Annotated in this window: 13 protein-coding genes; 8 read left to right on the top strand and 5 right to left on the bottom strand. The window is 69.4% G+C overall.

The window, feature by feature from the left end:
• Positions 1-204: 204 nt before the first annotated feature.
• The 3 genes from VT85_RS11825 to VT85_RS11815 form a co-directional block, all read right to left on the bottom strand.
• Entirely contained in the window at positions 205-2,847 is a 2,643-nt protein-coding gene (locus VT85_RS11825) for a PSD1 and planctomycete cytochrome C domain-containing protein (protein ID WP_068415054.1), read from the bottom strand.
• A 92-nt stretch (positions 2,848-2,939) separates the two neighbouring features.
• The gene (locus VT85_RS11820; protein ID WP_082858543.1) at positions 2,940-4,097 is read right to left on the bottom strand and encodes a DUF1559 domain-containing protein; all 1,158 of its coding nucleotides are present in this window, start codon (positions 4,095-4,097) and stop codon (positions 2,940-2,942) included.
• Positions 4,098-4,214: 117 nt separating this feature from the next.
• Positions 4,215-4,400, bottom strand: a complete 186-nt coding sequence (locus VT85_RS11815; protein WP_068421877.1) for a YezD family protein — start codon at positions 4,398-4,400, stop codon at positions 4,215-4,217.
• A gap of 562 nt (positions 4,401-4,962) precedes the next feature.
• On the opposite strand from VT85_RS11815, the gene VT85_RS11810 reads away from it, so the two are divergent.
• The 4 genes from VT85_RS11810 to VT85_RS11795 all read left to right on the top strand — a co-directional run bounded on the left by VT85_RS11810 (position 4,963) and on the right by VT85_RS11795 (position 7,927).
• Positions 4,963-6,021, top strand: coding sequence for a DUF1559 domain-containing protein (locus tag VT85_RS11810; protein ID WP_068415051.1), 1,059 nt, complete (start codon positions 4,963-4,965; stop codon positions 6,019-6,021).
• Positions 6,022-6,136: 115 nt separating this feature from the next.
• On the top strand, positions 6,137-6,322 hold the full coding sequence (locus VT85_RS11805) for a hypothetical protein (RefSeq protein WP_156512821.1): 186 nt from the start codon (positions 6,137-6,139) through the stop codon (positions 6,320-6,322).
• Between the two features lie 139 nt (positions 6,323-6,461).
• On the top strand, positions 6,462-7,145 hold the full coding sequence (locus VT85_RS11800) for a nucleoside deaminase (RefSeq protein ID WP_197491233.1): 684 nt from the start codon (positions 6,462-6,464) through the stop codon (positions 7,143-7,145).
• A 104-nt stretch (positions 7,146-7,249) separates the two neighbouring features.
• Positions 7,250-7,927, top strand: coding sequence for a nucleoside deaminase (locus tag VT85_RS11795; RefSeq protein ID WP_197491232.1), 678 nt, complete (start codon positions 7,250-7,252; stop codon positions 7,925-7,927).
• Between the two features lie 57 nt (positions 7,928-7,984).
• Here the strand turns inward: VT85_RS11795 and VT85_RS11790 are convergent, their stop codons facing one another.
• Positions 7,985-8,698, bottom strand: a complete 714-nt coding sequence (locus VT85_RS11790) for a protocatechuate 3,4-dioxygenase (protein WP_068415045.1) — start codon at positions 8,696-8,698, stop codon at positions 7,985-7,987.
• A 149-nt stretch (positions 8,699-8,847) separates the two neighbouring features.
• Positions 8,848-9,456 (bottom strand): DUF1990 family protein, encoded by a 609-nt coding sequence (locus tag VT85_RS11785; protein ID WP_068421866.1) that lies wholly within the window; start codon positions 9,454-9,456, stop codon positions 8,848-8,850.
• Positions 9,457-9,503: 47 nt separating this feature from the next.
• Here VT85_RS11785 and VT85_RS11780 point away from each other — a divergent pair, with 47 nt between their 5' ends.
• From VT85_RS11780 to VT85_RS11765, 4 genes are all read left to right on the top strand, one after another.
• Entirely contained in the window at positions 9,504-10,466 is a 963-nt protein-coding gene (locus VT85_RS11780) for an NAD(P)H-binding protein (protein WP_068415042.1), read from the top strand.
• A gap of 83 nt (positions 10,467-10,549) precedes the next feature.
• On the top strand, positions 10,550-12,421 hold the full coding sequence (locus tag VT85_RS11775; RefSeq protein ID WP_068415039.1) for a sulfatase: 1,872 nt from the start codon (positions 10,550-10,552) through the stop codon (positions 12,419-12,421).
• 451 nt (positions 12,422-12,872) lie between these two features.
• A complete protein-coding gene (locus VT85_RS11770) occupies positions 12,873-13,136 on the top strand; it encodes a hypothetical protein (protein ID WP_068415036.1) in 264 nt (87 codons plus the stop codon).
• A gap of 85 nt (positions 13,137-13,221) precedes the next feature.
• Positions 13,222-14,256 carry a DUF1559 domain-containing protein gene (locus VT85_RS11765; RefSeq protein ID WP_068415032.1) on the top strand — a complete coding sequence of 345 codons (1,035 nt, stop codon included), beginning with the start codon at positions 13,222-13,224 and terminating at the stop codon, positions 14,254-14,256.
• Positions 14,257-14,275 lie beyond the last annotated feature (19 nt).

Below are 14,275 nucleotides of genomic sequence, written 5' to 3'. Positions count from 1 at the left end.
GAAGGTGGCCGAAGGCCGGATGAGGGGGATCATCATCGCGGACGAGCCGAGGATGCGACGGTTTGTGAGAAGCCACGGCGAAATCCGACGGCCGTCGTGCTCGTCCCCCCCTCATCCGGCCCTGCGGGCCACCTTCCCCCGCCAGGGGGGAAGGGCTTTATGGTCCGGGCTCGGATTCCGAGGGTCTTCGTGCTGGTCGCCCCCTCACCGCACGTAGCGGAATTCCGCCGAGCCGATCAGGGCCTGGCAGAAGCCGGCCCAGGCGGCGGCGCGGGGGGAGGAGGCGCGGACGACCTCCTCGCGGAGAGGCGTGTCGACGGGGATGACCTGGTCCGGGTCGATCACCTGCGCCGGAGGCTTGGCCGCGCCAGCCGCGTCGGCCGCCGCGACGGCGGCCGGCTTCGGTTCGGGCTCCGGCTCGGGAGTCGGCTCCGGCTCGGCGGCGGCCAGCGCCTCGTAATCGGCCAGGAAGCCTCGGCCGCGATCGGCCTCGGCGGCCGAGGGCGAACGTCCCAGGGTCAGGCGATAGGCCAGGTCGACGCGGGCGGCGTCGTCAAGCTCGGCGCGGGCCAGGAGACGTTCGGCCAGCCGCAGAGACTCGCGACGGACCAGAGGATCGTTGAGGAAGTAGAGGGCCTGCGTGGCGACGGTCGTCGTATCGCGGTCGCCCGTGACCATCCCCTGCTCGGCGAAATCGAAGACCTCCAGCGAGGTCGGCGTCAGGCCGCGAAGCAAGGGAAGGTAGACGCTCCGCGAGGCGCTGCCGCGGGCCGTTTCGAGGATCTCGCGGGCGACCGGGCCGTTGTTCGGAAGTTCCATCACCTTGAGCGCCTTCGCCGGCGAGGCCGTGGGCCGCGACGGGTCGAGCGATCCGGCCGCGGCGAGCGTGGCGTCCCGGATCTCCTCGCCGGTCAGCCGTCGAGGGGCGTGCCGCCAGACCAGGCGGTTCGCCGGATCGGCCGTGACGTTCGACTCCCTCGCCTCGGACGAGAGGCCGTAGGCCCGCGAGAGCACGAGGCTCCGCACCAGCGTCTTGACCGACCAGCCGTCGGCGACGAACTTCGCCGCCAGGTGGTCGAGAAGCTCGGGATGCGAGGGGACGTCGCCGTTGACGCCGAGGTTGTCCACCGTCTTGACGATCCCCCGGCCGAACAGGTGCCGCCACGTGCGGTTGACGAACACCCGCGAGGTGAGCGGGTTGTCCGGGCTGGCGATCCATTCCGCCAGCTCCAGCCGCCCGCTCTGGTTCGAGGGGATCTCCGGGGCCTTGATCGGCACCACGCCCAGGACGCCGCGGGGGACCACCGGGCCGAGCTTCTCGGCCTCGCCCCGGATGCGCACCTCGGTGTCGGCGATCTCCCTGGAGTCGCGGACCCCGATCGCGACCTGGCCCGTGGCGGCCGGGTCGGTCAGCTCCAGCAGCTCGTTCTGGAGCCTGACCATCTTCTGGCGATACTGGAACTGCTTCGGACGGCCGTTGGGCTGGACCGCCAGGCCCTCGGGCGTGCCTCGGATCTTCTGGAACTCCTTGCGGGCGTCCTCGAACGCCTTCGTCGCGGCGGCGACCTTCTCGGCGAGCGCGGGGTCGTCCTTCCTCTCGGCGGTCTCGCCCAGGGGTATCAGCATCGCGGAATCGTAGTAGTCGAGCCCGCCCCCTCCCATCTTGTTGCGGACCCCGGCGCAGAGGTCGGTGCTGCGGAAGATGCCGGCGAGCGCGTAGTAATCGCTGGTCGGGATCGGGTCGAACTTGTGGTCGTGGCAGCGGGCGCAGCTCGCCGTGACGCCGAGGAATCCGCGGGAGACGGCGTCGATCTGCTCGTCGACGTTGTCCATGACGAACCGGACCTTGAACCGCTGGTTGACGTCCTTCTGGCCGATCGCCAGGAATCCGGTCGCGATGGCGTGCTCATCCCTCTCGGCCTTCGACGAGGCCGGCAGCAGGTCGCCGGCGATCTGCTCGCGGACGAACTGGTCGAACGGCTTGTCGCGGTTGAAGGCGTCGACGACGTAGTCGCGATACCGCCAGGCGTGGGGATACGGCAGGTTCCGCGACGCGCCGGTCGACTCGGCGTAGCGGGCGACGTCCAGCCAGTGCCGCCCCCAGCGCTCGCCGAAGGCCGGTGAGGCCAGCAGGCGGTCGACGACCTTCGCGAAGGCGTCGGAGGCGTCGTCGGCCAGGAAAGCCGAGATCTCCTCGGGCGTCGGCGGCAGGCCGGTCAGGTCGAAGGAGACCCGACGAATCAGCGTCGTCCGATCCGCGTCGCCGACCGGCGCGAGGCTCTCTCGCTCCAGGCTCGCCAGGATGTAGCGGTCCACGTCCCCGCGCGGCCAGGCGGCGTCGCGGACGTCGGGGGGTGCCGCGTCCTTCAGGGGCTGCCAGGCCCAGTGTTCGGCGCGGAGCCTGGCGTATTCCTCGTTGGAGGTGCTCTGGGAGGCGGCCACGGCCTCGGCCGGCCAGGCGGCCCCTTCGGCCACCCAGCGAGTGAGGTCGGCGACCTGCTCGTCGGAGAGCTTCTTCTTGGGGGGCATCCGGGGGGCGTCGTCGAGGTGGGCCACCGATTGCAGCAGCAGGCTTTCCTCCGGCTTGCCCGGGACGACCGCCTCGCCCCGATCGCCCCCCTGGACCAGCCCGTTGAGGTCGTCGACCCGGAGGCCGCTCGCCGCCTTGGTGTTCGCGGAGTGGCAGTTGTAGCACTCGGCGACCAGCAGGGGCCGGATCTTCTTCTCGAAGAACTCGACCTTCGCCGCGTCCGGCGAGGAAGCCGGCGGGGGGTCGCCGCCCAAGGCCGCCCCCGCGCCCAACGGCGCCAGGACGGCGGCGGAGATTAGGAGCAAACGCGTCGACATGAGAGCTTATCCTTCTGATCTGTGCGCCCGCCTCGGGGCGCCCTTGATTCGCGACTCCCCCCCTCGGCGGGGGGAGCCTGTCGGCCTCTGGATCAGTAGCTGTCGGAGGTGACGATCTCTCCCTGGGCGATGGAGCCGAGGGCCCAGACCGTCGGGTTGGAGACGGAGTCTTTCAGGAAGCGGACGGAGCCGTCGAGCAGCAGGATGTTGGCGCCGCCCGGGTGGAACGAGCTGAGGCCGAAGACGCCGGGGCTCATGATGGTCCCGTTGCCGTTGACGTTGCAGTTGGGGTGCCTGGAGTTGGGGGCGATCAGGACGTTGCCCAGGGTGTAGCCGGTGAGGCCCAGCGGCCAGGCCTCCCCCAGCGTCGAGGTCTTGCCCTTGCGTCCGCCGCCGCCCTCCCAGAGGCTCGTGCATTCGTTGAGCCAGGTCTGGAAGCCCGCCACCAGCGCGGGGTGCGCCATGTTGAGGGAGCCGTCGTTCCGCCTGGTCCCGGCGGGGAAGGAGCCGACGAAGACGACGTCCTGGATCGCCGGCTGGTTCGCGTTCCCGGTCCCGATGCGCCACTCGCCGAAGGCCAGGGTGTTGCTCAGGCCGTCGGTGACGCCCCCGATCGTCGTGACCTTGCCCTTCGTCCCCACATACTGGAACGGGCCGTTCGGCGGCCCCCCCGTCTGCTGCCCGGCGAACTCCAGCGACGAGCCCGTCGAGGCGAAGTAGCTGTTGCCCGGCGCCTTGACGCTCAGGAGCGGACCGTTGGTCCCCTGGAAATTCCAGCTCGGCGGCGTGCTGGAGGGGCAGACGTAAGTCGCCACGACGGTCCGGGTGACCGTCAGGTTCATCGCGTCCTCGTCGGGGGCGTTGAAGATGCTCACCGAGAAATTCAGCGCGTTGTGCAGCGCCGATTGCTCGACGTGGTTGAGGATCCGGGCGTGCACGCTGGGCCCGTGGTTGTTGTAGAACGTCGACGAGGAGACGTCCCCGTTCTGGAAGTAGGCCAGCGCCCCGGGCGGGAACGAGCCGTTGGAGCTCTCGTAATTGAGCAGCCCCAGGCCGATCTGCTTGAGGTTGTTCGTGCAGGAGATCCGCCTGGCGGCCTCGCGGGCGGCCTGGACGGCGGGCAGGAGCAGGGCGATCAGGACCGCGATGATCGCGATCACCACCAGCAGCTCGATCAGCGTGAACCCGCGGATCGCGCGGCGGGATGCCGGGGTCGGGACGCGCCGGCCCTGGCGTCGGGAATGAGACATGCCATCCTCCAGATTCGTGCGGGGCGTCTCCGGTCGTTCCGGTGGACGGCCCGCGTCAAAGGGAAGATTCGACACGCCTCTCGTGGTCGAGTCGGCGGGATTGGGGCGGGGACGCCGTCAGCGGAGCCGTTGCTTCTCCAGACGCTCGATCTGCACGATCAGGCCGTCCTGGATGATCACGCGGACCTCGCCGTAGCGGATGTCCCGCACCGCGGCGCGGACCCGATCGAGGTCGAGTTCGCTCGTCGCGATCGGGAGTCTCGAACGCTCGCCGTTCCCGACGGGAAGCCTACGCTCTGCCATGATCACCTCCCGGGACATTCCCTGGCCGCGGGTCGACGTCCCGGACGTCGACGACGGCATACACCGCATCTGTCGGTCGGATTATGCAAGACTCGCCTCGACCGAGCAAGACCAATATCGACAATTCCTACAGGTTTTATCGAGATTGATTTCCGACGCCGCCCTGAGGCCGTGCCGACGATCGGCCGGCGGCGCGATCGGGATCGTCGGCCGGATCGCGACGCAAGAATTCGTTCCGGGGAGGCTTGCGGGGCCGGCGCGAGTCCGAATAAACTAAGAATCGATGAAGGGGGGCCGAAGCGTCCTCCTTGCATCGATCTCCCGGGGCTCGCGACGACACGCGATGCGACGGTCCCTCCCCCCCGCCTCGAGCCTCCGGGCAAACGATGCGGGTCCTCCCCAGCCGCGCTGCCCTTCGGAAATTCGTAAGGCTCTCATTGATCAACATCCTGGGTCGCGGTTCTTCGACCCCCGGATTCGACGAATCCTCACGGTGCAGTGAGCGATTTCGAAGGCCGGGCGCGAGCCTCCGCGACCCGAGCCAGGCGGAGGTTACACGACGATGCGGAAAGTACGCAGCGGCTTCACGCTGATCGAGCTGCTGGTGGTGATCGCGATCATCGCCGTCCTGATTGCCCTGCTGCTGCCGGCCGTCCAGGCGGCCCGCGAGGCGGCCAGGCGCGCCCAGTGCGTCAACAACCTGAAGCAGATGGGCTTGGCGCTCCACAACTACGTGTCGAGCAACGAAGCGATGCCGGCCCAGTCCACGTGGACGGTGCCGTCGGGGCAGGACAACTGGGGCTTCAACTGGTACTCGGCGCTGCTGCCGCAGATGGAGCAGCAGACCGTCTACAACACGGTGAACTACTGGGTCGACCCGTGGTCGGCGGACAACACGACGGCCGCTTACACCCAGCTGGCGCTCTGGCTGTGCCCGTCCGAGAGCCGGACCGAGCGGATCTACGGCAGCTACTCCATCGCCAATTACGTCGCGAACTACGGCGGGCCCGGCTGCATCTCGCCGAACTCCGGCCTGATGATCCCGTCGGTCAACGTCTCGACCGAGCTGGGGCCGTATCTGAGCAAGCCGGGGCCGATCCGGATCGCTTCCATCACGGACGGCACCTCGAACACGGGGGCCTTCAGCGAGCGGCTCGTCGGCGTTCCTGGGAACGTCCCGATCCGTCCCGGCTCGCCCGAATCCAAGCGGGGCATCTACACGCTGACCTCGTCGGGGGCGGCGCCCGGCTCGGGCGAGGTCGGCGCCCTGTCGTTCGTCCAGCAGTGCCGCGCGGCCATGGAGTCGGCCCAGCCGGTCAACGGCAACGTGGTCGGCCAGTTCCAGTTCATCGGCTACCCGGGCCACCTCTCGCTCTCCAGCTACACCCACTATCTGCCGCCCAACGCGGCGTCGTGCAAGAACCCGACCTCGCTGGAGCCCTCGTTCCTGCTCGTCGGCGGCCTGAGCGGGGCCTCCGCGACCAGCAACCATCCAGGGGGCGTGAACGTCGCCTTCGCGGACGGCTCGGTCCGGTTCATCAAGGATTCGATCAACAGCCAGGCGTGGTGGGCCCTCGGCTCCCGCGCGGGCGGTGAGATCGTCAGCTCCGACGCCTATTGATCCGACGCGACCGGACGGGATTCAGCCGGGGCCGGGGATTCGTCCCCGACTCCGGCATCGCCCCCGCTCGGTCGCGACGCCCTTCGTCGATCCCAGGTTCATGGAGATACCTCCGGTGAAGCGTTCAATCCTCTGGTGCGGCCTCGCCGTCTTCGTGTTCGGCCTGACCGGCTGCGACGGCGTGCAGGAAGGCATGCCCGCCAATCCCCAGCCCCCCGGCCCTCCCCCCGACCTCCAGAAGCAGATGGAGTCGCATCGCGACCAGCTCAAGGGCAAGGCCAAGGCCCCCCGCCCCCGGTAATTCCGACCCGGCCGGGACGCCCCGCCCCTCTCCGGGGTGAACCGGAGTCCCGCCCACTCCACTTCGCCGCTCGACCTGCTAGGCTGGACTCCCTGTGGGCGCTGTGCATGGGGCTTCGCCGGGCGGGGAGGATCGGAAGATGGTCGACAGGAATCCTTATCGCGAGGATCGGGGGCCTTCCCTGGTGGCCCCGATCGTCACGGCGATCGCCGGCTTCGGCCTGGGCCTCTGGGCGGCCCGACGGCGTCCGAGGCCCCGGACGATCGCGAACACCGGATCACCGGAGCGCGCGGCGTCGCGGCGGGCCTGGGCGACGGCCGAGGAGATCCAGGGCCGATTCTCCGACGAGGCGTCGCGCGGGTTCATGCGGCGGGCCATCGCGAACGCCCGCAAGGCCGGGATCGAGGAGCGGACGGGCTGGCCGTTCGGCGCCGTGATCGTGGACCGCGACGGCGAGATCGTGGGCGACGGCTCGAACCACGTCTTCGCGAACCACGACCCGACAGCCCATGGGGAGGTGCAGGCGATACGCGCCGCATGCGCCGCGCTGAAGACGATCAACCTCGAAGGCTGCATCCTCTACAGCTCGTCGGAGCCCTGCCCGATGTGCCTGGCCGCGGCCTACTGGTCGGGAATCGACGGGATCGTTTTCGGGGCCCTCGCGGACGACGCCGCCGCAATCAACGGCTTCGGCGACGCCTTCCTCTACAGCGAGATCGCCGCGCCCCCCGCCGCGCGCGAGCTCCCCGTGGTCGACCTGCTCCGCGACGAGGCCGTCGCCGTGCTGCGGGAGTACCAGTCCCAGCCGGGCGAGTCTCCCTGAAGGAGAATCGAGGAATCGCGCCCCCCCCCGCGAGGAACGTGAACTAGTCTTGCTTCGACGTGGGATTCGGGCGAGACCACGAGTTTCGGCGGGGAGGCATCGCGATGGCTTGGATTCGAGACTGGCGGGGCGGGAGACGGCTGGTGCTGGCCACGGTGGCGGCCGGCCTGGCGGGGGTCGGCCTGGGGGCCTGGGCGGTGCAGCCGAGCCGGGCCGGCGGGGCCGACGCGCCGTCGAAGGACCGGGCGGTCTCGGACAAGGTCTGGGTGACGGCCGACGAGCTTCGCGATCGCTTCACGCCCGAGCAGTCGCACGGTTTCATGCGGCGGGCCATCGCCAACTCGCGGAAGGCGGGGGTCGAGAAGCGGACCGGCGGGGCCTTCGGCGCCGTGATCGTGGACGGTAGCGGCGAGATCGTGGGCGAAGGCTCGAACCACGTGGTCGCCAACCACGACCCGACCTGGCACGGCGAGATGGAAGCGATCCGCAACGCCTGCGGCAAGCTCAAGGTGCTGAAGCTCGACGGCTGCGTCCTCTACACCTCGTCGGAGCCCTGCCCGATGTGCCTGGCGACGGCCTACTGGGCCGGCCTGGACGGCATCGTCTACGGCGCGACCGTCGCGGACTCGAAGGCCTACGGCGGCTTCGACGACGACTTCATCTACGAGCAGTTCGCCACGCCGATCGCCGAACGGAAGATCCCCGAGCTGAACCTGCTGCGCGACGAGGCCGTCGACGTCTGGAAGGAATACGCGGCGTTGAAGGACAACGTCGCCTATTGACGAACCGCCCGGCGCGACGTCGATCGTCGCGCCGGGATCGACGCCGACGGGCCGAACTCAGGCGTCGCGCCGCATGCGGTCGCGGATCGCGTGCAGGGCCCGGTCGTCGAGCGTGCGGCCGAGGATCACGTCGAAGGTCGCCGCCAGCTCGCCGGTCTTGGAATCCGGGATCGGCTTGAAAGTGGTCATCAGCAGCTTGCGATCGGCTTCTGCAAGGCCCCCCCGGAGCACCCCGTCCTTCTGGTTTCCGGGATGGCCGTCGATGAAGATCTGCGAGGTCAGGAGCGTTCGGTCCCCCTTCTTGATCTTGAAGTGGATGTGGGGGGCGGGGCGTCCGGAATAGACGACCGGCTTGATCGTGCGGAATCGGTATTCGCCCGTCGTCCCGGTGGTGAAGCGGCCGAAGCCCTGGAAGTTCTTGTCCTGCTTCGCGGGGTCCCGGCCGCTGTCGGCCGAGTGGAGGTAGACGCCGTTGGCGTCGCACTGCCAGATCTCGATGACGGCGTCCTTGATCGGGCTGCCGCCGAGGTCGAGAATCCGGCCGTGGAGCTGGGTGATCTCGCCGACGGCCGGCGTGAGCGAGTCGCCCAGGACGATCAGGTCGTTGTCCGCGTCGAGCGGGAGGTGGTCGGGATAGAACGGCCCCTCGGTGCAGGCGGGGGTGCGGGCCAGTTCCTCGGCGAACAGGCCGGGGGTCGTGAAGAAGGCCGCCCCCAGCGAGAGGGCGCCCAGGAAGGCCCGGCGGTCGGTCGGCCGGATCGGGGAGGACATGGCGAGGCTCCTTGAGGGCCGTCGGGACGTGTTCGGATCGCGACGCCGCGACGCGCGGCTACTTCAAGGGTAGGGATACGAAGCCCGGCGTTGAAGGGAATTCGCGGCCGATTCGCGTAACGGAATGTAACGGGCCGGGCGACGTCGCCTCATCCCGGCGCGGTCGCGGCCTCCGGTTCGGCCATGGCGCGGACCATCGCCGCGGCGGATTCGAGGCCGAATCGTCGCTGGGCCCGACGCATGTAGGGATATCCCAGGCGGGTGAGGAGCAGGTGGGGCTGCGAGAAGGCGGCCACGTCGTACCAGACCTCGTCGGTCTCGCGGTCCCATTCGATGAGGAACCGTTCCTCGCCGGCGCCGACGTGGTCCGGGAGCGTGCCGTAGGCGAAGCCGACGCGGGCCGTGGGGGCCTCGGGGTCGTCCTCATCGACGACGTAGACGACCCGGCAGGCGTTGAGCCACCAGAGGCCGAGCCGATGGGCGACGATCGCCACCACGGCTCCGGGCTGGATCGGCTGGTCGACCGGCTGGACCTCGGCCCAACCGATGCGGAACTGGTCCCAGCGGTCCAGCGCGGCCCTGGCGCGTTCGAACGTCGCGCGGCCGGTGCCGAGCCGCTCGCGGGTGTGGTTCAGCCGATAGCCGGGCGGCGCCGCGCCGGCGGTCGCGCCGACCGGGCTGTAGGTGAAATCAAGCCGCGCCTGATCGTCGAGGAACTTCCGTACGGTTTCGGCAGACGGTTTGCGTAAGAATATCATCAACGACACCATGAAAGGCCGCGATCCGAAGAGGTTCACGACATTCTATGCAGCACGTAAATCCCCCAACGACGCCGCGGATCCTCGTCGTCGGGGCCAGCGGCTACATCGGCGGCCGTCTGATCCCGGCACTGGAACGTCGTAGCGAGCGCGTGCGATGCCTGGCCCGCAAGCCCGACGCCCTGCGGGAACGGTTCGGCGAGGGGGTCGAAATCGTCGCCGGGGACGTCCTCGACCGCAAGTCGCTCGATGCGGCCCTGGCCGGCGTCGAGACGGCGTACTATCTCGTCCACATGATGTCGAACTCCGAGGACTTCGCGGAGAAGGACCGTCGGGCGGCGGCCGACTTCGGCGACGCCGCCAGGGCCGCGGGGGTCCGGCGGATCATCTATCTCGGCGGCCTGGGCGACGACGACGACCCCGGCCTCTCCCCCCACCTCAAGAGCCGCCACGAGGTCGGCGAGGTCCTCCGGCGTTCGGGAGTCGAGACGATCGAGTTCCGCGCCTCGGCGATCCTCGGTCCCGGGAGCCTGTCGTACGACCTGGTCAAATCCCTGACCGACCGCCTCCCCGTGATGATCTGCCCGAAGTGGCTCTCCACCCCCACTCAGCCGATCGCCGTCGAGGACGTGGTGGACTATCTGGTCGAGGCCCTGGACCTGCCGCCGGGCCCCGGGCGGATCGTCGAGATCGGCGGCGCCGACGTGGTGAAGTATCGCGACCTGATCGAGGAGTATGCCCGCCAGAAGGGGCTCCACCGGACCTTGATCTCGGTCCCGGTGCTGACCCCGTGGCTCTCCGGCCTCTGGCTCGCGCTCGTCACGCCGACCAAGTTCGGCGTCGGCCGCCACCTGATCGAGGGCCTCAAGAACCCCACCGTCGTCCGGGGCGACGAGGCCCGCAAGCTGTTCCCCGGCATCCATCCCCTCGGCGTCGCCGAGGCCGTCCGCCGCGCGATCGTCCAGAGCGAACGGCCGGGGCCGACCCCGGCCGGATCGGCCCCGGCCTGAATCCGGCGTTGCCCAAATGGGCGATCCGGGGTATTCGTGGGCCGGGTTTCGATCGCCAAGGACACGCATGGAGGCGTTTCAGGATGGACGACCCGCTGACTCGGGGAGAGACGAGTCCGACGGCCGAACGGGCGGCGACGCCGCTGGCGGTCGCGCGATTGGCGCTCCTGTTCGGGCTCTTGACGGGGGCGCTGGAGCTGACGCAATGGCTCCTGCGGAACGCGGTGTCGGGCGGGGTGTCGCTGGGGACGTTCCAGATGTCCCGGCATTTCTTCTGGATGATCCCGGCGTCGAACCTGGCGATCTTCGGGGTCTCCGGGGCGGTGCTGGGGCTGGCCGCCTGGCTCGGTCCGCGATGGGCGGGGCGGCTGACGCTCTGGGCGATGGGGTTCCTCTGCGGGCTGGCCCTGCTGCTGACGGTCCCGGGGCTCTACGCGTTCGCGGCGGTCGCGCTGGCGGCGGGCCTGGGAGCGATCACCGCCCGGCACGGCTCGGCGCACCCGGCGAAGCTCCGCCGCGCGCTGCTGGTCGCCCCCCTGGCGCTGGGGGCGGTCGCGATCAGCCTCCAGGGCTGGGACCGCACCCACGCCGTGCTGCTCGATCGACGCCCCCTCCCGGCGCCGGCGTCGCCCGTCGAGGGCGACGCGCCCAACGTCCTGCTGCTCGTGCTCGACACCGTGCGCGCCGAGAGCCTCGGGCTGTACGGGTACGACCGCGACACCACGCCCAACCTGAACCGCCTGGCGGCCCGCGCGATCCGCTTCGATCAGGCCCGCTCGACGGCGCCGTGGACGCTCCCCTCGCACGCCAGCATGTTCACGGGTCGATGGCCTCATGAACTGGGCGTGGGGGAGCACCAGCCCCTGGACCGGACCTACCCGACGCTCGCCGAGGCGCTCTCGACCCACGGCTACGCGACGGCCGGGTTCATCGCCAACACCTTCTTCTGCAACGCCTGGTTCGGCCTGGGCCGCGGATTCCAGCACTACGACGACTTCTACGAGGAGCAGACGGCCGTCTCGCTGGAGGAGGCCCTCCGCTGCTCCTCGCTGGGCCGGCTGGCGGTGCAAATGCTCTCCGACCCCTTCGGCGGCGTCGAGCGTCGTCGCAAGGACGCCGGCCGGATCAACGCGGCGTTCCTGTCGTGGCTCGACCGCGAGGAAAAGGCGAAGGACGACCAGCCGTTCTTCGCCTTCCTCAATTACTTCGACGCCCACGGCCCGTTCACCCCCCCCGAGGGGGCGAAGCGCCCCTTCGGCCGCCCCCCCGCGACGCCCGAAGAGGAAGCCCTGATCCGCGACTGGGACGTCCGCTCGCGCGCCGGGCTGACCGACGAGCAGCTCGGCCTGGCCCGCGACGCCTACGACGACTGCCTCGCGTACCTCGACGATCAGATCGGCCGGCTGTTCGACGAGTTGGAGCGCCGGGGGGTCCTCGACGACACGCTGGTGATCCTGACCTCGGACCACGGCGAGGGCCTCGGCGAACACGACCTGATCGGCCACGGCCGAAGCCTGTACGACCAGGAGACGCGCGTGCCGCTCCTGATGTTGCTCCCCCACGGCGCGCGCGGCGGCGAGACGGTCGGCGAGGCCGTGACCCTCCGCGACCTCCCCGCGACGGTCCTCGACGTACTGGGCGTCGACGCCTCCGCGTTCCCGGGCTCCTCGCTCGCCGCCCGCCCCTCGGACGAATCGCCGGTCCTCACCGAAGTGCGGATCAAGGAGGAAATCTCCACCAATCCCGCCCGCCCCCCCGCCTGGCGCGGGCCCATGTCCGGCGTCGTCGCCGAGGGCCTGTCGTACATCCGCAACGCCGACGGCCGCGAGGAACTTTACGACGTCCTCGCCGATCCCAAGCAGCTCCGCGACCTGGCCCCCTCCCCCGAGTCCGCCCCCCTCCTGGATCGGATGCGCGCGCGTCTCGAAGGGCTCGCCGCCGGCCAGGACGGCTGAGCGTCCACCCTCCCAGATCGAAGGACGGGGTCGAACGAGGGGGACGAGCATGGAAACCCTGAGTATTCCCAGGCCGGCTTGATCTCACGCCGGCACCCTCTGCGCCGGTCCTTCCCCTCATTTGACCCGTCCGTGCCGGCTTCCCCCGCGAGGGGCGAAACGTCGAGCGGCCGTCGGTTCTCTGACTCGACGGCCCCACCTCCCCACGCCTCATCCCCGCCCGCCGAACCGGGCCCCGCCGACGATCGGCCCGTCACGCGCCGCCGGCCCCCCCATGCCCGGGTCCGGAAATTCGATGAATCGATATCTCTTATATTTTTCGTGAGAAGATTCGTCGAGTAGTGTCTGGCTCGACCCACTATCGCCTGAAATCGCATCCTCGGCTGCGGTCCAAGGCCGACCAGCTCTTGTCGCAAACCCAACACATGCCCAGCGAAGGGGGGACCGATCGATGAATCGGGGATTTCGTTTTGCGCCCGTCCCGTTCATCCTGGCCGCGGCTGTCCTGGCCGGTTGCGGGGAATCGGCCGAGACGGGGGGAGTCGACCGCACGGCCGAATTCGTCAAGGCCGACAACCGAGGCCAAGACGCGATGAGGGAATACATGCAATCCAAGAAGGGGGGAAGCAAGGCCAAGGCGCCCAAGGCGGCTCCCGCCAAGGAAGCCAAGCCGGAGGATGGGGGTGGGGATGCGGACGCCCCCAAGGCGGAGTGAACGAACGTCGGAGCGTGGCACTCGCTCCGGGGAAGTTCCTCGGAGAAACCTTTCCAGGACATCCACCGACAGGACTGTTACTTTTATGAAGATCATTCGACGCAGGGGCTTCACGCTGATCGAGCTGCTGGTGGTGATCGCGATCATCGCCGTCCTGATCGCCCTGCTGCTCCCGGCCGTGCAATCGGCGCGAGAGGCGGCGCGACGGGCGCAATGCACGAACAACCTCAAGCAGATAGGGTTGGGGATGCACAACTACCACTCGGCGGTGGGCTCGTTCCCCATGGGGAACGCCATCGCCTACGCCAACGTGGGAGAGCAGACCGACTGGGGCACCTTCAGCGCCCACGCGATGATGCTGCCGTACCTGGAGCAGACGCCGCTCTACAATTCCTGCAACTTCAACTGGACCATCTGGTGGGGGACGGGCGCCGAGCTGAACCGGACCGCGTGGAACTCCCGCGTCGCGGCCTTCCTCTGCCCCTCCGACGGCCAGGCCGGGCGTGACAACCTGAACAATTACCACGGCTCGTACGGGACCGGCACCGACCCCTGGTCGACCAACACCAACGGCGCCTTCGCCCCCCGGCAGCGGGCCTATTCGGTCGCCGACATCACCGACGGCACGTCGAACACCATCTCGCACACCGAGGCCCTGGTGGGCGACTACAACAACACCCGGCGCAAGTGGCGGCAGTACGTCTCCGGCGTCCCCGGCTCCGTCCCGGGGGAGATGCTCGTCCGCGACGCGCGGACCATCATGCCGCAGGTGATCCAGTACGCCCAGAACTGCATGCAGGCGATCATCACCACCCCCGGCACGAACTCGAATCGCGGGGTCAGCTGGGCGACCGGCTCGCCGGGGGCGACGCTCGCCTCGATCATCTTCCCGCCCAACTCCACCCAGTACGCCTTCTCGTCCTGCCGTTGGGACTGCTCCGCCGGCTGCGGGACCGACTTCGGCCACATCCACATCCCGTCGAGCGCCCACCCCGGCGGCGTCAACGTCCTCTTCCTGGACGGCTCCGTCCGCTTCGTGAAGGACTCGATCAACCAGAACACCTGGATGTCCCTGGGCTCGCGCGACGGTGAAGAGGTCGTCTCGTCGGACAGCTACTGAGGCCGTTCGACCGGAAGCC

It is taken from the genome of Planctomyces sp. SH-PL62 (genome assembly GCF_001610895.1).
GTDB lineage: Bacteria > Planctomycetota > Planctomycetia > Isosphaerales > Isosphaeraceae > Paludisphaera.
The sequence above is the reverse complement of the archived record's forward strand: the minus strand, read 5'-3'. Positions and strand labels throughout refer to the sequence as shown.

Bases quoted from the DNA above. Each gene is read 5' to 3' on its own strand.
- VT85_RS11825 (WP_068415054.1), bottom strand. From the start codon at position 2,847: ATGTCGACGCGTTTGCTCCTAATCTCCGCCGCCGTCCTGGCGCCGTTG.
- VT85_RS11785 (WP_068421866.1), bottom strand. From the start codon at position 9,456: ATGATATTCTTACGCAAACCGTCTGCCGAAACCGTACGGAAGTTCCTC.
- VT85_RS11765 (WP_068415032.1), top strand. From the start codon at position 13,222: ATGAAGATCATTCGACGCAGGGGCTTCACGCTGATCGAGCTGCTGGTG.
- VT85_RS11815 (WP_068421877.1), bottom strand. From the start codon at position 4,400: ATGGCAGAGCGTAGGCTTCCCGTCGGGAACGGCGAGCGTTCGAGACTC.
- VT85_RS11810 (WP_068415051.1), top strand. From the start codon at position 4,963: ATGCGGAAAGTACGCAGCGGCTTCACGCTGATCGAGCTGCTGGTGGTG.
- VT85_RS11790 (WP_068415045.1), bottom strand. From the start codon at position 8,698: ATGTCCTCCCCGATCCGGCCGACCGACCGCCGGGCCTTCCTGGGCGCC.
- VT85_RS11780 (WP_068415042.1), top strand. From the start codon at position 9,504: ATGCAGCACGTAAATCCCCCAACGACGCCGCGGATCCTCGTCGTCGGG.
- VT85_RS11770 (WP_068415036.1), top strand. From the start codon at position 12,873: ATGAATCGGGGATTTCGTTTTGCGCCCGTCCCGTTCATCCTGGCCGCG.
- VT85_RS11775 (WP_068415039.1), top strand. From the start codon at position 10,550: ATGGACGACCCGCTGACTCGGGGAGAGACGAGTCCGACGGCCGAACGG.
- VT85_RS11795 (WP_197491232.1), top strand. From the start codon at position 7,250: ATGGCTTGGATTCGAGACTGGCGGGGCGGGAGACGGCTGGTGCTGGCC.
- VT85_RS11820 (WP_082858543.1), bottom strand. From the start codon at position 4,097: ATGTCTCATTCCCGACGCCAGGGCCGGCGCGTCCCGACCCCGGCATCC.
- VT85_RS11800 (WP_197491233.1), top strand. From the start codon at position 6,462: ATGGTCGACAGGAATCCTTATCGCGAGGATCGGGGGCCTTCCCTGGTG.